Annotated in this window: 16 protein-coding genes; 8 read left to right on the top strand and 8 right to left on the bottom strand. The window is 59.3% G+C overall.

Annotated elements, in window-relative coordinates:
* Position 1 precedes the first annotated feature (1 nt).
* Positions 2-466 carry a 50S ribosomal protein L13 gene (rplM, locus tag RGCCGE502_RS07660; RefSeq protein WP_016553585.1) on the bottom strand — a complete coding sequence of 155 codons (465 nt, stop codon included), beginning with the start codon at positions 464-466 and terminating at the stop codon, positions 2-4.
* 223 nt (positions 467-689) lie between these two features.
* Positions 690-1,121: a PaaI family thioesterase gene (locus tag RGCCGE502_RS07665; RefSeq protein WP_016553586.1), complete on the bottom strand. Its 432-nt coding sequence runs from the start codon at positions 1,119-1,121 to the stop codon at positions 690-692.
* A gap of 73 nt (positions 1,122-1,194) precedes the next feature.
* Here RGCCGE502_RS07665 and RGCCGE502_RS07670 point away from each other — a divergent pair, with 73 nt between their 5' ends.
* Positions 1,195-2,028, top strand: coding sequence for an enoyl-CoA hydratase (locus RGCCGE502_RS07670; RefSeq protein ID WP_016553587.1), 834 nt, complete (start codon positions 1,195-1,197; stop codon positions 2,026-2,028).
* Here the strand turns inward: RGCCGE502_RS07670 and RGCCGE502_RS07675 are convergent, their stop codons facing one another.
* Positions 2,029-2,865, bottom strand: a complete 837-nt coding sequence (locus tag RGCCGE502_RS07675; protein WP_016553588.1) for an EamA family transporter — start codon at positions 2,863-2,865, stop codon at positions 2,029-2,031. It lies immediately after the preceding gene.
* A 412-nt stretch (positions 2,866-3,277) separates the two neighbouring features.
* Positions 3,278-3,607, bottom strand: a complete 330-nt coding sequence (locus RGCCGE502_RS07680; protein ID WP_016553589.1) for a hypothetical protein — start codon at positions 3,605-3,607, stop codon at positions 3,278-3,280.
* Positions 3,608-3,711: 104 nt separating this feature from the next.
* Between RGCCGE502_RS07680 and RGCCGE502_RS07685 the strand changes: the two genes are divergently transcribed.
* From RGCCGE502_RS07685 to RGCCGE502_RS07695, 3 genes are all read left to right on the top strand, one after another.
* Positions 3,712-4,140, top strand: a complete 429-nt coding sequence (locus RGCCGE502_RS07685) for a CoA-binding protein (protein ID WP_016553590.1) — start codon at positions 3,712-3,714, stop codon at positions 4,138-4,140.
* A gap of 109 nt (positions 4,141-4,249) precedes the next feature.
* On the top strand, positions 4,250-5,533 hold the full coding sequence (locus RGCCGE502_RS07690; RefSeq protein WP_016553591.1) for an O-acetylhomoserine aminocarboxypropyltransferase: 1,284 nt from the start codon (positions 4,250-4,252) through the stop codon (positions 5,531-5,533).
* Between the two features lie 4 nt (positions 5,534-5,537).
* Complete coding sequence (locus tag RGCCGE502_RS07695) at positions 5,538-5,882, top strand: cupin domain-containing protein (RefSeq protein WP_016553592.1); 345 nt, start codon at positions 5,538-5,540, stop codon at positions 5,880-5,882.
* A gap of 68 nt (positions 5,883-5,950) precedes the next feature.
* On the opposite strand, the gene RGCCGE502_RS07700 is transcribed toward RGCCGE502_RS07695, so the two are convergent.
* Together RGCCGE502_RS07700 and RGCCGE502_RS07705 are read right to left on the bottom strand one after the other, a co-directional pair.
* Entirely contained in the window at positions 5,951-7,312 is a 1,362-nt protein-coding gene (locus RGCCGE502_RS07700; protein WP_016553593.1) for a sigma-54-dependent transcriptional regulator, read from the bottom strand.
* Positions 7,309-9,171, bottom strand: coding sequence for a sensor histidine kinase (locus tag RGCCGE502_RS07705; RefSeq protein ID WP_040674197.1), 1,863 nt, complete (start codon positions 9,169-9,171; stop codon positions 7,309-7,311). Before RGCCGE502_RS07705 ends, RGCCGE502_RS07700 begins: the two co-directional genes overlap by 4 nt.
* A 241-nt stretch (positions 9,172-9,412) precedes the next feature.
* On the opposite strand from RGCCGE502_RS07705, the gene RGCCGE502_RS07710 reads away from it, so the two are divergent.
* Positions 9,413-10,747, top strand: coding sequence for a dicarboxylate/amino acid:cation symporter (locus RGCCGE502_RS07710; RefSeq protein WP_019279768.1), 1,335 nt, complete (start codon positions 9,413-9,415; stop codon positions 10,745-10,747).
* Between the two features lie 76 nt (positions 10,748-10,823).
* On the opposite strand, the gene RGCCGE502_RS07715 is transcribed toward RGCCGE502_RS07710, so the two are convergent.
* On the bottom strand, positions 10,824-12,068 hold the full coding sequence (locus tag RGCCGE502_RS07715) for a cytochrome P450 (RefSeq protein ID WP_016553596.1): 1,245 nt from the start codon (positions 12,066-12,068) through the stop codon (positions 10,824-10,826).
* 41 nt (positions 12,069-12,109) lie between these two features.
* Complete coding sequence (locus RGCCGE502_RS07720) at positions 12,110-13,315, bottom strand: GGDEF domain-containing protein (RefSeq protein WP_016553597.1); 1,206 nt, start codon at positions 13,313-13,315, stop codon at positions 12,110-12,112.
* Between the two features lie 422 nt (positions 13,316-13,737).
* Between RGCCGE502_RS07720 and clpP the strand changes: the two genes are divergently transcribed.
* The 3 genes from clpP (at position 13,738) to lon (ending at position 18,768) form a co-directional block, all read left to right on the top strand.
* Complete coding sequence (clpP, locus tag RGCCGE502_RS07725) at positions 13,738-14,367, top strand: ATP-dependent Clp endopeptidase proteolytic subunit ClpP (protein ID WP_016553598.1); 630 nt, start codon at positions 13,738-13,740, stop codon at positions 14,365-14,367.
* A gap of 293 nt (positions 14,368-14,660) precedes the next feature.
* Positions 14,661-15,938 carry an ATP-dependent Clp protease ATP-binding subunit ClpX gene (gene clpX / locus RGCCGE502_RS07730; RefSeq protein ID WP_016553599.1) on the top strand — a complete coding sequence of 426 codons (1,278 nt, stop codon included), beginning with the start codon at positions 14,661-14,663 and terminating at the stop codon, positions 15,936-15,938.
* 415 nt (positions 15,939-16,353) lie between these two features.
* A complete protein-coding gene (gene lon / locus RGCCGE502_RS07735) occupies positions 16,354-18,768 on the top strand; it encodes an endopeptidase La (protein WP_016553600.1) in 2,415 nt (804 codons plus the stop codon).
* Positions 18,769-18,788 lie beyond the last annotated feature (20 nt).

The following is an 18,788-nucleotide window of genomic DNA, read 5'->3' on the forward strand; positions in this document are numbered from 1 at the left end:
CTTAGGCGCTCCTTACGTTCTTCTTGTTCAGCTTGGCGACGTCGAGAACGACAGGCTGCTGTGCTTCGTGGGGATGGTTGGAACCAGCATAAACGCGGAGGTTCTTCATCTGACGACGGCCGAGCGGGCCACGCGGAACCATGCGCTCAACGGCCTTCTCTAGAACGCGCTCCGGGAAGCGGCCTTCGATGATCTGGCGAGCGGTACGCTCCTTGACGCCGCCGGCGTAACCCGTGTGCCAGTAGTAAACCTTGTCGGAGTACTTCTTGCCGGTGAATACGACCTTGTCGGCATTGATGACGATGACGTTGTCGCCGTCGTCAACGTGGGGAGTGAAGGTTGCCTTGTGCTTGCCGCGCAGACGCATAGCGATGATGGAAGCGAGACGGCCAACGACCAGCCCTTCGGCGTCGATGATGACCCACTTCTTCTCCACCTCTGCAGGCTTCTGGGAGAAAGTTGCCATAGTAGTTACTCTCTTTTGGATCCCTCAGCCCGAAGGCGAGAGGGCGTTTCTTGTTGCTTGGTTTGGCGGCCCGAAGACGCGCCAAAAAGAAAGCAGCCCGGAAGGCTGCGTTTCTGGCGGTGTGTATAAAGGCAAAGGGCTGCGTGGTCAATGACAACGGATTGCGCGTCTGTAAAAATAATAAAGTAAAATCAATATGTTAATTATGTGGTATTATGATACCTCAAATTTCGCGAGGTGGAATCGAGTAAGTGGCGGTTGCGTGTGCGATCATCTCATCCGCATTTTCCTGGAAAATCGACGCCTCGATAACCGCGAGGCGCTTGCCGAGCTTGAGAATTCGGCAGGTGCAGGTCGTCGGTCTTGGCTTCGGCAGGCGCAGGAAATTGATGCTGAGATTGGTGGTAACAGCCAGAGCCACCGGTCCGATATGTGCGAGCACTGCCGCATAGGCTGTCACATCCGCCAAGGTGAAGAGGGCTGGACCGGATACGGTGCCGCCGGGTCGCAAATGCCTTTCGCTAGGGTCCAGCCGCATCGACACACTACCTGGGCTGATCGCGGTGATCGTGAACACGCGCCCGTCTGTGTGGATCTGCGGAAAATCCGTGTCCAAAAATCGGTGAAGCTCATCGATCGTCATGATTGGCTGCATGAGTTTGCCTCGAAATTGCTTGTCGCTTGTGGCAGAACAACTAGCACGAAAGAACAATGCAGGGAGTTAGACCATGGCCGAAGTCGTATCCTTCCGGAAGGACTCGAGCAAAGCGGGTGAGGGTGCGCTCGTCGTCCCGCTATTGAGCGATGGCGTGCTGCGGCTGACGATAAGCAACCCGCCTGCGAATGCGCTCTCGATCGCCGTGATGGAAACCCTGATCGGTGAGCTACAGAGCGCCGCCGAGGACGCTGCCGTTCGCGTGGTCATCATCGCGTCGACCGGCAATGTCTTTTCTGCCGGCCACGACCTCAAGGAACTGACCGCGCATCGCGCCGACGAGGACGGCGGCGAGGCATTCTTTGAGGAGACCTTTGCGCTGGCTGCCGATCTCATGCTGGAAATCACCCGCTTGCCAAAACCTGTCATCGCCGAGATCGATGGTCTCGCAACGGCTGCCGGCTGCCAACTTGTCGCCTCCTGCGATCTGGCGATCTGCACCGATACAGCAACCTTCTGTACGCCGGGCGTCAATATCGGCCTGTTCTGCTCGACCCCGATGGTGGCAGTCTCGCGAGCAGCGCATCGCAAGCAGGCAATGGAAATGCTGCTTACCGGCGAGACGATTGATGCGTCCACTGCCAAGGATTTCGGCCTGGTGAACCGGATTGTGCCGAAGCAGTACCTGACGCAGGTCGTCACCAAGTATGCCTCCGTCATCGCAAGCAAATCGCCGCTGACGCTGAAGATCGGCAAGGAGGCATTCTACCGCCAACTCGAAATGCCGCTCGAGGAGGCCTACAGCTATGCCGCTCAGGTCATGGTCGACAATATGCTGACGGCCGATGCCGAAGAGGGGATCGGAGCCTTCCTTTCCAAGCGCATGCCGCAGTGGACGGGCGAATAGCTAGCCGAGTTTCAGGACCAACCCGCCGAGCGCGATGATCGCGCCGGCGAGATAGCGCCATGGGCTGGCCTTTTCCTTCAGCACGATCACGGAAATCAGCAGCGCAAAGAGGATCGACGTCTCGCGCAGCGCCGCAACGGTGGCGACCGGCGCCTTGGTCATTGCCCAAAGCGCGAGACCGTAGGACGCGATAGATCCGCCACCGCCAATCAGACCACGCCACCAGTTGTAGCGGACATGCACGGCGACTGCGACGCTACCGCGCTTGCCGATAGCCCAGGCGAATAGCAGTACCGGCGGCAGCAGCGACATCCATAGCGTATAGGACACCGCATTGCCGGAGATGCGGGCGCCGATTCCGTCGACATAGGTATAGGTCGCAATCACGCAGGCATTCGCGAGCGCCAGCCGGATGGCGTGCCCGCCGCCTTTTCGTGCTTCGAAGGCCAGTGTCAGGATGCCGGCGCAGATCGTCATCGTGCCAATGAGGGCGCCTGTCGACAACGTTTCGTTCAGGATGAAACCGCTGGTGGCCGCAATCAAGAGCGGCGCGCACCCGCGCATCAGCGGATAGACAAGGCCGATATCGCCCGCGCGATAGGCGCCGGCAACGAGCTGGAAATACACGAACTGCAGAATAGCTGAAGCGCCGATGAAGGGCCATGCGGCCGAATTCGGCAACGGCAGGAACAGCAGAAACGGAAGCGCGCAGACTGCCCCGCCAGCCGATATCAGGCTTGCATCCAGCGACTTATCAGTGCCCGCCTTGATCATGGCGTTCCAGGTTGCGTGCAGCAAGGCACCAAACAGAACGAGTAAGATGACGTGGAGGGGCAAAAAAGACCACCAGATGGTGTGAAAAACAGACTGCTGGATGCTTGTTACGCGGCTGTCGGCAAAAAGCAATCCCGTTCGATGAAGTGAAGAATAGCGTTCAAGCAGGTCCTGCGCCTGTAGCAACCGGAAGATGCCGTGTGGCCGCCAACCAAAAAGAGGAACGTACACCAGAGGTATTCATCGCCCGGCCATCATTTCAACTATGAGGCGTCTCTAACATACGCATGAACATATGCGAACATATACAGGATATACATAGAACAGTGATGGTGCGCGAAGCTGGGTCGCCGCAAATTTTACAATAGTGTGACAAACCCGTCACGGAATCAGTCGATCCCTAAGTGGGTAAGCAACGGGCGCGATTGTATTCGCAGGCTCGCGGATCACGATTTTGCTCTGGAGCCACGCTGTTTCAGAGCGTGTTATAAGGGGCGAGAAACATCCCGTCAAAGTTGTCGATGTTCTGGCAATTCAGCACGCGACACCTCGGATTGTCCTTCGTCGGGATGGTCGTCCATTCAGCATATTGGTGGGCGTCGCAATAGGTACTGTCGCGAATGTAGCGGTCGAACAACGTCATGCCGCTCACCCGCTTCGACGGATACCGGAGGATCACCGCGCCCTCGTTATGGATCGAGGCGCGTGCCGCCTGGCAGCTGATGCTGAGCGAATTATATCGGGAGATTGCAAGCGCCGGAGAGGCCGCCATGACGAAGGCGATTACAACAAGCAATTTTTTCATGGAAACTACCTCCTTAGGCGCCCTAGTTCCTATATACGCGGAAACTAGCTGGCGGTTTCAACGAATTGCCACGTAAACGCGATTGTTATTGGAGGTCGACGTTCTTGAATCACGATAGATATGAGGATGACTACATCCTCGACATTCTGCGTTCCGTGAAGACCATTGCCCTGACGGGCGCTTCGCCCAATCCCGCCCGACCGAGTAACGGCGTGATGGGGTATCTGCTGTCCAGGGGATACAAAGTCATCCCAGTGAACCCGGGGCAGGCAGGCAAGCAGATCCAGGGCCAGCCGGTTCACGCCCGGCTTGCCGACGTCCCTGGAACAGTCGACATGGTAGAGGTCTTTAGGGCCTCGGAATATCTATCGGGCGTCGTCGATGAGGCATTGGCAATGAACCCGCTGCCGAAGGTGATATGGGCGCAACTTGGCGTCCGCGATGACGCGGCAGCGGCAAAGGCTGAGGCAGCCGGCATCAAGGTCGTCATGGATCGCTGTCCGGCCATCGAATATCCGCGGCTTATCGGCTGAGTGGGTGGATTTTTCAAATAACGTGCCTGGGTTGAAATAGAACGCGATTAACTTTTCGCGACCGTCGGCTATGCTCGCCGCCATTCGATCAACCGAAGGGGAGGGCTTCATGGCCAAGAACGGTCCGGGTTTCAATACGTTGGCAGTGCATGCGGGAGCTCAGCCGGACCCCGCGACCGGCGCACGCGCCACGCCGATCTATCAAACGACTGCCTATGTATTTAATGATTCGGATCATGCAGCCGCTCTCTTCGGCCTGCAGCAATTCGGCAACATTTACACTCGCATCATGAACCCGACCCAGGCGGTGCTCGAAGAGCGGGTCGCGGCGCTCGAGGGTGGCACTGCCGCGCTTGCGGTTGCTTCCGGTCATGCGGCACAGGTGGTCGTCTTCCACACGCTCATGCGCGCCGGCGAAAACTTCGTGGCTGCGAAGCGGCTCTATGGAGGGTCTATCAACCAGTTTGGCCATGCCTTTGATAATTATGGCTGGCAGGTTCGCTGGGCAGATTCCGCCGATCCGGCGAGCTTCGAAAGCCAGATCGATGGCAAGACGCGGGCAATCTTCATCGAGAGCCTCGCCAACCCCGGCGGTACCTTCGTCGATATTGCCGCTATCGCCGCGGTGGCGCATAAGCACGGGCTGCCGCTCATCGTCGACAATACAATGGCCAGTCCCTATCTCATCCGGCCGATCGAACACGGCGCCGACATCGTCGTGCATTCGCTGACGAAATTCCTCGGTGGTCACGGCAATTCGATGGGCGGGGTGATTGTCGACGGCGGAACCTTCGACTGGTCGAAATCCGGCAACTACCCAATGCTTTCCAGCCCGCGCCCGGAATACAATGGCGTCGTGCTACACTCGACCTTCGGCAATTTTGCATTCGCCATCGCTTGCCGCGTGCTTGGCCTGCGCGATCTTGGTCCTGCCATTTCACCCTTCAATGCGTTCCTGATCCTGACGGGCATCGAGACGTTGCCGCTGCGCATGCAGCGTCACAGCGACAACGCGATCGCGGTCGCAAAGTGGTTGAAGGCGCACAGCAAGATCGCCTGGGTGAACTATGCGGGCCTCGAAGACGACCCCAACCATGCGCTGCAGCAGCGTTACTCTCCGAAGGGGGCCGGCTCCGTGTTCACCTTCGGGGTCAAGGGCGGCTACGAGGCTGGCAAGACGTTGGTCGAGGGGTTGGAGCTGTTCTCGCATCTCGCCAATATCGGCGATACGCGCTCGCTGGTGATCCATCCGGCATCGACCACGCACCGGCAATTGACGGACGAGCAGAGGATTGCCGCCGGAGCCGGTCCGGACGTCGTCCGTCTTTCGATCGGGATCGAGGACGTGAAGGATATCATCGCCGATCTCGAGCAATCGCTGGCGAAGATCTGAGGCCATGGCAAATTACCTGACTTTTGACATCAACGGCGTCGAACCGGAGTTCGGCGCCCCGGATGCCGACCGCATACTGGCCGGCGACCCGCAGTTCAGGACCTGGAATCTGGAGGAGATCGATGGTGGCCTCTATTCCGGCATATGGGAGGCGACGCCCGGCAAGTGGCGCATCGTCTATGACGAGTGGGAATATTTTAGCGTGCTTTCGGGCTACTCTCTTGTCACGGAGGACGGCGGCGAGGCCGTGCATCTTCGGGCCGGCGATCGGATGATCCTCAGGCCCGGCTTTAAGGGAACCTGGGAAGTCGTTGAAACGACTTGCAAGGACTACGTCATCCGACTCTGATTTCAGGACTGGGACAGCCGACGGCGGCCGAAGGAGATCGGCGCCGATCGCGCGCCGTTCTGATGGAGCTAGCTCCTGTCGGAAGACGCGAAATCGCTGCGGACGATGCCGTGGCGCTGCAGCTTGTCGTAGAATGTTTTCCGAGGAATGCCGAGATCCGCGATCGTGCGGCGGACGTCGCCGTCGTTGGCGTTCAAAGCTTCGCGAATGATGTGGGCTTCGTAGCGTTCGAGCCTGTCTGGGAGCGACAGGGTTCCGTCCGTCTCCGGTTCCGACGCCGGAACACGATCCGAGGCCTGCCCGACACCGAGCACGAACCGCTCGGCAAAATGTGACAGTTCGCGCACGTTGCCGGGCCAGTCGTATTCCCTCAAGTGGCGATGGATCGACGAGGGGATCGCGGGCACGTCGCGCTTGAAGCGGCTCGCGGCGCGCTCGGCGAAGTAACCGAAGAGAAGCGGAATGTCATCTCGGCGCTCCTTGAGCGGCGGAATAGAGATCGTCACCACGTTGAGGCGGTAATAGAGATCTTCGCGAAAGTCGCCGCGTTGGCGGGGATCGCCGAGATCGATCTTGGAGGCCGCGACGACACGCAAATCGACCGGTCGGACCTCGTTGGTGCCTAGTGGGGCAACCTCACGCATTTCGAGCACGCGCAACATCTGCACCTGCGTTGCCGGCGGCATGCTCTCGATCTCGTCGAGGAACAGCGTTCCGCCGCTCGCATATTCTATGCGGCCCACACGCTTCTTTTGAGCGCCGGTGAAAGCGCCGGGTTCGTGTCCGAAAAGTTCGCTTTCGACAACGCTTTCCGGCAGCGCTCCGCAGTTCAGGGCAACGAAATTACCGGACGCGCGCCGGCTCCAGCGGTGGAGCAGGCTTGCCACGACTTCCTTGCCGCTGCCGGTTTCACCCATCAGGAGCACGTCGACATCGGTGTCGGCAATCTGCCGTAGGGTGTGGCGCAGCCTTTCCATTGCCGGCGTCTGACCGATCAGCGGCAGGTCGTCGCGCGCCTCGTCTGTCGCTTTGCGCAGAGATCTGTTTTCCATCACGAGACGGCGCTTTTCGGCAGCGCGCCGCACGCTCTGAATGAGCCGGTCCGTCGCGAAGGGTTTCGTGATGAAGTCGTAAACGCCGTCCTGCATGGCTTTGACCGCCATCGGAATGTCCCCGTGGCCGGTGACCAGGATAACCGGCAAATCCTCGTCCTGCCGTCGTACGCGGCCGAAGAGTTGGAGGCCGTCGATTTCAGGCATGCGGATATCGGAGACGACAACACCTGCAAAATCCGGGCTCAATGCCGCCAGGGCTTCGCCGGCGTCGGAAAAGGCGGAAACCGAAAAACCCGCGAGCTCGAGCGTTTGCTTGGTTGCGCGCAGCAAGTCCTTGTCATCATCGATTAGAAAGATCGGCGTCGCATCGTTCATGCCTTGGCCTTCCGCAGGTGTACCGTAAAACAGGTTCCGGTTTCGTCGCTCGTCACGTCGATGCGGCCGCCATAGTCGGCGACAATGTCCTTCGAAATAACGAGACCGAGACCAAGGCCTTTTTCCTTGGAGGTGTTGAACGGCGTAAAGAGGGACTTCAGGATAACGGGCGAAATACCGGGGCCGTTGTCGGCGACGTCGATCGCAACCTCATCATCCGTTTCGGTGACGGAGACATCAACCTTCGCGTCCGCGCGCCCGTCGAGCGCTTCCAAGGCGTTCTGGAACAGGTTGATCAGAATCTGCTCAAGGCGAATGCGGTTGCCGAGCACACATTGGCCCGCTGGCGGCAGCCGGATGCTGAGTGCATTCAGTTGACCGGCAAATCGGCTTTTCAGCAGAACCACCGCCCCATCAATAACGCCACGCAGTTCCACCGGCTCCGGCGCTACGCGACCTTTTCGAGCGAATGCCTTCAACTCGTCGGTAATCGCGCCGATCCGTTCGGTGAGGCCGGCAATCGCTTCAAGATTGTCGTCCACGGGGGTGGTCTGTTTGCGCTCCAGGAACACCCGGGCATTGTCCGCATAGGCGCGTATCGTCGCGACCGGTTGGTTGATCTCATGCGCGACGCCTGCCGCGACCTGTCCGAGGATTGCGAGCCGGTTCGCCTGCACAAGTTCCTGCTGAACAACCTGCAGCCTCGCTTCCGTCTCTCTATGGTCAGAGATTTCGGCCTGCAAACGGTCGCGTGCCCGGCTGAGATCGTCGGTTCGCGCGGTGACCCGTCGCTCCAACTCTTCGCGCATGCCCTGTTCTTCCGCGATCTTGGTTGCTGCCGCTTGGCGCCTCCACAGAATTAACGCCGCGATTGCGAGAACGGGCAGAAGGACGGCCAGTGACAACAGGCGCATTTCGCGAACGGACGCGGCAACCGGCGCATCAGTGGGTACAAGGTATTCGAGATGCCAAGGCGTGGTGGGAACGGGTGTCGTTAGGCGCAAATACTCGCCTTCGCCGCTGCCCGGTAGCACGGCGGAAACGAGCGACGCCTCGGCGTCAACGGGCCGAGGGCGCATGACCGGCAGCGTCGCCAGCGGCGCATCGCCGAACTGCAGGCTATTGCGGATGGCAGCAAGGTCAGCCTCCGGCACCGGGCTGTTCATCATAAAGCGCCAGGAGGGGATGCTGGTGATGAGAACGACGCCGCGATCATCGGTGACATAGACAGGGCGATGCGTGTCGCGCCAATCGCTCTCAAGCCGATCGAACTCAAGTTTGACCACGACGACGCCGAGCGGCGCCGCCGCACTTCCCACGCGGCGAGAAATGTAGAGGCCTGGGCGCTTGCTGACGCTGCCGAGGGCAAAATGCTCAGCCGCTCCGTCTTCCATCGCCTTTGTGAAGTAGTCGCGGAAGGTGTAGTCGTTGCCGACAAAGCTGACGGGCTCCCGCCAATTGCTCGAGGACACGGCAATGCCGTTGGGGCCGATGACGTAGAGCACGGCGGCCTGCGTTCCTGTGACCAGCCGCTCGAGCTTCCGGTTCAATATGTCGATCGCATCGCTGCCTTCGGACGAAAGGCTATCGAGAACTTGTTGGTCTTCGGCAAGAAGCAGCGGCAGTGCGCGTGGCCTCTCCAGGACTGCGTTCAGGAGCGCGACTTTCAGGCTGGCGTCGGTCCGGCCTTGGCCTGCGATCGCGTCAATGGCGGAGCGACGACCATAAGCCTCCGCGCCAAACAGCACGGTAACGATGAGCACGGCCGAAATGGAGGCAAACAGAATCCACAGCCGCCGTGCGCGCCGGCGGACGCGATCGAGGGAGCCAAAACCAGTTGTCGGTGCCGACTGAAGCATCATCTAGTTTGTGCGTAATTCCGCACTTCCGTCAAATCAATTTGTGCGAAAATACGCTCGATCGCTTAAGGGCAGTAAAGCTCATCCTGAAAAAAGAGATTTGGAAGCAATGACTTAAGCGTCCGTATCGGAGTTGGCACGCATGTTGCAAAACCTCACCAAACAGCCTGCGCGGTTGTTGACTTGGTAACGCAAATCGCCCCGGGAGGCCGCTTTGGTTTTGGGGCACATGGAGGACGTCATGGGTGCAGCACTTCCGGTCGCGGAGCCACGCGGCAAGGTTCCTTTTTATCGGCTTCTTTACGTGCAGGTTCTTGCCGCCATCTGCGCTGGCATCCTGCTCGGTCATTTCTATCCCGACATCGGCACGGCTCTGAAGCCGCTTGGCGACGCTTTCATCAAGCTTGTCAAAATGATCATCGCCCCCGTCATCTTCTTGACGGTTGCGACCGGTATCGCCGGCATGTCCGACCTGCAGAAGGTTGGGCGCGTCGCCGGCAAGGCAATGCTTTACTTCCTGGTCTTTTCGACGCTGGCACTGGCTGTTGGTCTGCTGGTCGCTAACGTCATACAGCCGGGTGCCGGCATGCATATCGATCCGGCGACGCTGGATGCCAAGGCCGTCGCAAGCTATGCGGAAAAAGCTCATGACTCGACCGTCACGGGCTTCCTGATGAACATCATTCCGAACACGATCGTGGGCGCGTTTGCCGACGGTGATATTCTGCAGGTACTGTTCTTCTCGGTCTTGTTCGGCATCGCGCTTGCCATGGTCGGCGATCGCGGACGTCCCGTTGTCGATTTTCTGCAGGCCCTGACGGCGCCGGTGTTCAAGCTGGTGGCAGTGCTGATGAAGGCTGCTCCGATCGGCGCGTTCGGCGCCATGGCCTTCACGATCGGCAAATATGGCATCGGCTCCATTGCCAATCTGGCAATGTTGATCGGGACCTTCTACCTGACGTCGCTGCTCTTCGTGCTCGTCGTTCTGGGTGCGGTCGCCCGCTACAACGGGTTCTCGATCCTCGCGCTGATTCGCTACATCAAGGAAGAGCTGCTGCTCGTGCTCGGCACGTCCTCTTCGGAAGCAGCACTTCCCGGTCTCATGGCCAAGATGGAGCAGGCGGGCTGCAAGCGTTCGGTGGTCGGTCTCGTCATTCCGACCGGCTACTCCTTCAACCTCGACGGCACGAACATCTATATGACGCTTGCCGCGCTCTTCATCGCTCAGGCAACGGACACGCCGCTCACCCTGGCGGACCAAATTCTGCTTCTGCTGGTCGCGATGTTGAGCTCGAAGGGTGCTGCCGGCATCACCGGCGCCGGTTTCATCACGCTTGCCGCAACGCTTTCCGTGGTGCCTTCTGTCCCCGTTGCCGGCATGGCGCTGATCCTCGGTATCGACCGCTTCATGTCGGAATGCCGCGCCTTGACGAACTTTGTCGGCAACGCGGTCGCAACGGTTGTCGTCGCCCGCTGGGAAAATGAGCTTGACCAGACGAAGTTTGCTGCTGCCATGGCCGGCAAGCTGCCGCAGGAACCGCTGGATGGAGTGCCGGCGCTACAGGCCGCGGAATAGCGCTCACTGCCTTGCTTTCAAAAAAGCGACGAAAAGGGTCCGCGTCCTCCGGGGCGCGGATTTTTCCATTGCTGACCTACCAAGCAAGGTCGAGGCGATCTAGACCGTGGAAATGATAGACATCTTTCACGACGGGCGTCCGGGCAAGCCTCAGTCGAGGCAGCCGCTCGAAGAGAATTGGTAGGACGACGTTCAATTCCAGCCGCGCCAGCGGCGCTCCGATGCAGAAATGGATGCCGGCGCCAAACGAGAGGTTAGGCGCCTCGTTGCGGTCGGGCTTGAAGCTAAGCGGATCGCCGTATTTCGTCGGATCGAGATTGGCTGCCGCCAGAATGAGGCTCACCTTGTCACCCCGCTTGAACGAAATGCCGTCGATCTCGACCGGTTCCAACGCCCATCGCTGGAAAATGTGAACGGGCGCGCAGATACGCAGAGACTCTTCCACGGCTCGTTCGGTTGTCGCCTCGTCCTTAAAGAGGTCCGCCGGACTGTGCCCACTCTCCAGGATAATGCGGACTGAATTGCCGATCTGGTGGACCGTCGCCTCGTGACCGGCATTGAGCAGCACGATCGTCGTCGAGACGAGTTCGTCCTCGGTCAGGTATTGCCCCTTGTGTTCCGTATGGATCATGTGGGTCAAAAGGTCGTCTTGCGGGTTGGCGCGGCGCTCGGCGATAACCGTCTTCACATAGTCGGAGAATTCCTTCGCCGCCCTCTCGGCACCGTCCTCATCTTCTCGCGTGCGACCGAAAAGATACATGCGAATATAGGCGTGCGACCACTTCAGGAGCTGCGGCCCCATTTCCTCCGGAATGCCGATCATGCGGGCAATCATCGTCACCGGAGTAATGTCCGCAAATGCCGAAAGCAGCTCGACTTCGCTGTTCTTCTCGAAGCCGTCGATGAGCTTGTTGGCGAGTTCGGCAAGCTCAGGCTTCATCTTCTCGACGTGGCGAGAGACGAAGGCGCGGTTGACGAGTGTTCGCAGACGCGTGTGCTCGGGCGGCTCCAGTTCGAGCAAGGAGTACCGTTCGGCGAGGTCGAACTTCGCCACATGCTGGTCCGGCTCGGGAAGTCCAAGTTCCTCGCGGCTTGCGATGTGCAGGATCTGGCGGCCGAAGCGGCGATCGCGCAGCAAGCCGTTGACGTGGTCGTAACCTGTGAAAAACCACTGCTTCTGCTGCTCCCAATAGAATGTGGGACAATGCGCGTGCAGAGCGGCGTAGACCGAGTTCGGGTCGCTGTAGAACGCCGGATTGCTGGCGTCGAGCGAGACGTGGCGTGTGGCGGCATCGATGGAAAGAAAAGGTGGGATCATCATGCTTCGAGGCTTAGCGGATTTGCCAAGCCTCGAAAAGATGCTCAACCTCTGGACAGGGATCCGACGCGGCGAAGCGCATGGATCTGATCGTCGAGCGTGGGGACGAGCTCACCGCCGGTATGATCGGGCTCGACCGGCGGCGGTGCAGCGGATTCACTTTCACCGAAGATGATGGTGCAGTTGCGGCCGGCTGCCTTGGCGGCGTAGAGAGCGCGATCGGCCGCCGAAACCAGCTTGTCCCTGTTTGCCTCGATGGAAGAGGCGATGGCGACGCCGATACTGACGGTGACCGGAATGATCGCATCGCCGGTACTGACGGGAACGCGGCAGAATTCGGCACGGATCGATTCCGCCAACGCTTCCGCTTCAGTTTGGTCGGCAACCGTCGTGAAGGCGGCGAACTCTTCCCCGCCCATGCGGCCGAAGACGCCGGCAGGAACGAATTGGCGGGCCATGCGGGCAAAGACCGTCAGTACGATGTCTCCGGCCTGGTGCCCGAACCGATCGTTGACGCGTTTGAAATGGTCGAGGTCGAAGAGCAGTACGGCGACCTGGCGGTTATTGTGGAATGCATTCTCCTGAATGGCATCGAACCGTCCGAAAAGGCCGCGTCGGTTCAATACGCCGGTGAGGGAATCGGTGAGGCTGAGCATGCGAAGATGCTTCTCCGAGCGCTCCATGATGAGAAGGCAGGTATGAGCGCATGCAAAAGTGAGCATGAAGCCCGTTGCCATCGCAGCGCCGCCGGCGAAGTTGGCGGCTTCAGCCTCGGTTGGGCCGATGATTGCCATTGTCATCGCCGTACCGAAGCACAGGAAGCTCTGGACCACGAAGATAGCGCCGAGCGTTCGTCTGGAGCCTTCGTTGGGTTGGCCTGCCGCGCCGACTGCCATCGCAAGCGCGGTTGCGCCGGTGGCCGAGGCCAGGTTGTAGAGAATGACGCGATTGGTGTAGTCGTCGTTGACCCACGGCAGGAAGACGCCGCCCAGCCAAACGAGCGGCGGCAGCAATGCCCACCATTCGAGCTTGCGACGGTCGAGTGCCAGGTACCCGGCAACCCATGCACTTTGTCCACATAGTGCAATCGTGTTGCCGATCTCGATCGAGAGAATAGCGGGTATCTGTCCCCGCAGCGCCACCATTGCGAAACCAACGCCACTAAGAAGAAAGCCCATTCCCCAATAGAAATAGGTCTTGTTTCGGACATTGTGGCGCCAGGCCATGAACGCGACCAAAGCGAGCGTCATGGCTTCCGAGCACCAAATGGCTAATCCAGTCGTAACATTGAACACGGCAATACCCCTTGCATTGCGCGTATTGTTTCGGAAGAAGCTGGCAACTTCATTAATTGCGCTTCTCCCTTGGCGCATTTTTGCGCTGAGTTGGTGTTAGGCTTTCTGGTCTGTAAACGCAGCGCAGTCGCAAACAGATTCAGAATTCGTTCATACTGATGCCGACAAAAGCTGTGCGGCATTAGGATCGGCGCTCGCTCTTCATCATCGCTTGCGTGAATGAACCTACATCGGGCGAAGGCATTCGCTCCGCACCAGCCCTCTTGATGTTATCCGTCAGCGCGTCTTGAAGAGGAGGGCAGGGAAGTTCTATGTAAGGGATAAGGCAATTTCTTTGATTCCCGGCCACAGCCGGCAGACGTTGACAAAGGACGCACATGAGAAACCCAGTCGATACCGCTATGGCCCTCGTGCCGATGGTTGTGGAACAGACCAATCGCGGTGAACGCTCCTACGACATCTATTCCCGCCTGCTGAAGGAACGCATCATCTTTCTGACAGGCCCGGTCGAGGATCACATGGCGACGCTTGTCTGCGCCCAGCTGCTTTTCCTCGAGGCGGAAAACCCGAAGAAGGAAATCGCGCTCTACATCAATTCGCCGGGCGGTGTCGTCACCGCCGGCATGGCGATCTACGACACGATGCAGTTCATCAAGCCGGCTGTCTCGACGCTCTGCATCGGCCAGGCTGCCTCGATGGGATCGCTGCTCTTGGCTGCCGGCCACAAGGACATGCGCTTCGCCACCCCGAACTCCCGCATCATGGTTCACCAGCCCTCGGGCGGGTTCCAGGGCCAGGCATCGGACATCGAGCGTCATGCCCGCGACATCTTGAAGATGAAGCGCCGCCTCAACGAGGTTTATGTCAAGCACACCGGCCGCACATACGAGGAGGTCGAGAAGACCCTCGATCGCGACCATTTCATGGACGCCGACGAGGCTCAGGCCTGGGGTGTCATCGACAAGGTTCTGACGTCTCGCATCGAGATGGAAGGCGATGCGGCCTAGTGAGAAGTAGGGATGGTGTTGTATCCGCCACAGTTCTATCTCATTTGTGATCGAACAAAGGAAGAAACCCGGTGGCGGGTGCGGCAATCTCAAGTATTAATGCTATGTTGAATTTTTATGACATAGCATCGGCAGTCGAAGGGGAATTCGTTGCCGCCGGACCCAGGACAGCTTAGTTTGGACCGGTTCGTACCCCTTAACGGCCTTGGCCGGCTGGGGCTCCAAAGTTGGAGCAGGCCAATGAGTAGACCGTTATTTCACCTTGAAATACGGCGTGCTGGAAGGAAAGTGATATGAGCAAAGTCAGCGGCAGCAACGGCGGCGACTCTAAAAACACCCTGTACTGCTCCTTCTGCGGAAAGAGCCAGCACGAAGTCCGGAAGTTGATTGCCGGACCGACCGTTTTCATCTGCGATGAATGCGTCGAATTGTGCATGGACATCATCCGCGAGGAAAACAAATCCTCGATGGTCAAGTCCCGTGACGGCGTTCCCACGCCGCAGGACATCATCAAGGTCCTCGATGAGTATGTCATCGGCCAGCGCCAGGCGAAGAAGATCCTGTCCGTTGCCGTTCACAACCATTACAAGCGCCTCGCGCACGCTTCCAAGAACGGCGAAGTCGAGTTGGCGAAGTCGAACATCATGCTCGTCGGCCCGACCGGCTGCGGTAAGACCTATCTTGCCCAGACGCTCGCCCGCATCATCGATGTTCCGTTCACGATGGCCGATGCGACGACGCTGACGGAAGCCGGCTATGTCGGTGAAGACGTCGAAAACATCATCCTGAAGCTGCTGCAAGCCGCCGACTACAACGTCGAGCGCGCCCAGCGCGGCATCGTCTACATCGACGAAGTCGACAAGATCTCGCGCAAGTCCGACAACCCGTCGATTACCCGCGACGTGTCGGGCGAGGGTGTCCAGCAGGCGCTTCTGAAGATCATGGAAGGCACGGTTGCCTCGGTTCCCCCGCAGGGTGGCCGCAAGCATCCGCAGCAGGAATTCCTGCAGGTCGACACGACGAACATCCTGTTCATCTGCGGCGGCGCCTTTGCTGGTCTCGACAAGATCATCTCCGCCCGCGGCGAGAAGACCTCGATCGGTTTCGGTGCAACCGTTAAGGCCCCGGACGACCGCCGCGTCGGCGAAGTGCTGCGCGAGCTCGAGCCGGAAGACCTGGTGAAGTTCGGCCTCATCCCGGAATTCATCGGCCGTCTGCCGGTCCTGGCGACGCTCGAGGACCTCGACGAGGATGCACTGATCCAGATTCTCTCCGAGCCGAAGAACGCGCTGATCAAGCAGTACCAGCGCCTGTTCGAGATGGAAGATGTGGAACTGACCTTCCACGAGGACGCACTTCGCGAGATCGCCCGCAAGGCAATCGTGCGCAAGACCGGTGCTCGCGGCCTTCGCTCGATCATGGAGAAGATCCTGCTCGACACGATGTTCGAACTGCCGGCGCTGGAAGGCGTCCGCGAGGTCGTCATTTCTGAAGAGGTGGCCCGCGGCTCTGCGCGTCCGCTCTACATCTACGCGGACCGTCAGGACGAGAAGGCCAACGCTTCGGCGTAAGCCATTAGAGATATCTTTACGATACGAACCGTGAATTTGAGGGGCTTGCGGTCGGCAGGCCCCTTTCTATTTCAAAACCAGTGCACGACCCTGATAAATCTTGCTAAAGAGGTCTGAAAGCACCTCTGCTGCCGTTGCGGATTCTAACGTCCGTGGCAATTATGGAATGATTCCGTTGGTGTGTTTCCGCCTTGTGTGTTAGCCGGCGCGGAAGTGGCAAGCGCCGGTCCAGGCTGGTGCTCCAGAGTGAAGGTGTTCCGTTGTCGCATAGCTGTCATGTCCAGGGGGACGCCGGCCATGGCGCAGCTTGAAAAGCATAGTCAGAACCTCCACTTGTTGTCTCAAGTGGAGTGCGGCCCGGTTCTAGTGGCCGCGCCAGAAGAGCCCGGAAACGGGACGATGGAAAGGAAATAAAATGACGAAGAAAACGTCAGTTGCGAGCATCGCATATCCGGTATTGCCCCTGCGCGACATCGTCGTCTTCCCGCATATGATTGTGCCGCTGTTCGTCGGCCGCGAGAAGTCGATCCGTGCGCTCGAAGAAGTCATGGGGTCGGACAAGCAGATCATGCTCGTCACACAGATCAACGCGAGCGATGACGATCCTGAACCGTCCGCCATCCACAATGTCGGCACCGTCGCCAACGTGTTGCAGCTGCTGAAGCTGCCTGATGGCACCGTCAAGGTTCTGGTCGAAGGTCGCGCGCGCGCCGAGATCGACGCTTACACGGATCGCGAGGACTTTTACGAAGCCCTTGGTCACGTTCTCGAAGAGCCGCATGACGATCCGGTCGAGCTTGAAGCGCTCAGCCGCTCAGTCGTCTCCGAATTCGAGAGCTACGTGAAGCTCAACAAGAAGATCTCTCCTGAGGTCGTTGGCGCCGCCAGCCAGATCGACGACTACTCGAAGCTCGCCGATACGGTTGCTTCGCACTTGTCGATCAAGATCACCGAGAAGCAGGAGATGCTGGAAACCACCAGCGTCAAGGCCCGCCTCGAAAAGGCTCTCGGTTTCATGGAAGGTGAGATCTCGGTCCTTCAGGTCGAGAAGCGCATCCGCTCGCGCGTCAAGCGCCAGATGGAGAAGACCCAGCGCGAGTACTACCTGAACGAACAGATGAAGGCGATCCAGAAGGAGCTCGGCGACGGCGAGGAAGGCCGCGACGAGATGGCCGAACTGGAAGAGCGCATCTCCAAGACCAAGCTGTCGAAGGAAGCCCGTGAAAAGGCCGATGCCGAGCTGAAGAAGCTGCGGCAGATGAGCCCGATGTCGGCCGAAGCGACGGTTGTCCGCAACTACCTCGACTGGCTGCTCGGCATTCCGTGGGGCAAGAAGTCGAAGATCAAGACGGACCTCAACAACGCCGAGAAGATCCTCGAAGCCGATCACTTCGGTCTCGACAAAGTCAAGGAACGCATCGTCGAGTATCTGGCTGTCCAGGCTCGCGCGACCAAGATCAAGGGTCCGATCCTGTGCCTCGTCGGCCCTCCGGGCGTCGGCAAGACCTCGCTCGCCCAGTCGATCGCCAAGGCGACCGGCCGTGAGTATGTCCGCATGGCTCTCGGCGGCGTTCGGGACGAAGCTGAAATTCGCGGTCACCGCCGCACCTACATCGGTTCGATGCCCGGCAAGGTCATCCAGTCGATGAAGAAGGCGAAGAAGTCCAACCCGCTCTTCCTGCTCGATGAAATCGACAAGATGGGCCAGGATTTCCGTGGTGATCCGTCGTCGGCTCTGCTCGAAGTGCTGGATCCGGCTCAGAACTCGACCTTCATGGATCACTACCTGGAAGTCGAATACGATCTGTCGGACGTGATGTTCATCACGACGGCGAACACGCTGAACATTCCGGCACCTTTGATGGACCGCATGGAAGTCATCCGTATCGCCGGCTACACCGAGGACGAAAAGCGCGAAATCGCCAAGCGGCACCTGCTGCCGAAGGCCATCAAGGAACATGCGCTGCAGCCGAATGAATTCTCGGTCAGCGACGACGCCCTGATGGCGATTAGCCAGCAGTACACCCGCGAAGCCGGTGTCCGTAACTTCGAACGCGAATTGATGAAGCTCGCCCGCAAGGCGGTCACCGAGATCATCAAGGGCAAGACGAAGTCCGTTCATGTGACGGCCGAAAACATCGACGACTACCTGGGCGTTCCGCGCTTCCGCCACGGCGAAGCCGAGCGTGAAGATCAGGTCGGTGTCGTTACCGGTCTGGCCTGGACGGAAGTCGGCGGCGAACTGCTGACGATCGAAGGCGTCATGATGCCGGGCAAGGGTCGGATGACCGTAACCGGCAACCTGAAGGAAGTCATGAAGGAATCGATTTCCGCAGCGGCATCCTATGTCCGCTCGCGCGCTGTCGATTTCGGCATCCAGCCGCCGCTCTTCGACAAGAGCGACATCCACGTGCACGTGCCGGAAGGTGCGACGCCCAAGGATGGTCCGTCGGCCGGTGTTGCCATGGCAACCGCGATCGTCTCGATCATGACCGGTATTCCGGTCAACAAGGACGTGGCGATGACGGGCGAAATCACCCTTCGTGGTCGCGTGCTGCCGATCGGCGGTCTGAAGGAAAAGCTGCTCGCAGCGCTTCGCGGCGGCATCAAGAAGGTGCTGATTCCGGAAGAGAACGCCAAGGATCTGGCGGAGATTCCGGATAACGTGAAGAACAACATGGAGATCATCCCGGTATCCCGCATGGGCGAGGTGATCAAGCATGCTCTGGTCCGCAGACCGGAGGCGATCGAGTGGGATGGCACGGTGGAGACGCCGGTCATTGCAACGGTCGAAGGGCTCGACGATACGGGCGCAACCATAGCTCACTGAGCCATGTTTGCCACATTCGC

The organism is Rhizobium grahamii CCGE 502 (assembly GCF_000298315.2).
In the GTDB taxonomy this organism is placed as follows: Bacteria; Pseudomonadota; Alphaproteobacteria; order Rhizobiales; family Rhizobiaceae; genus Rhizobium; species Rhizobium grahamii.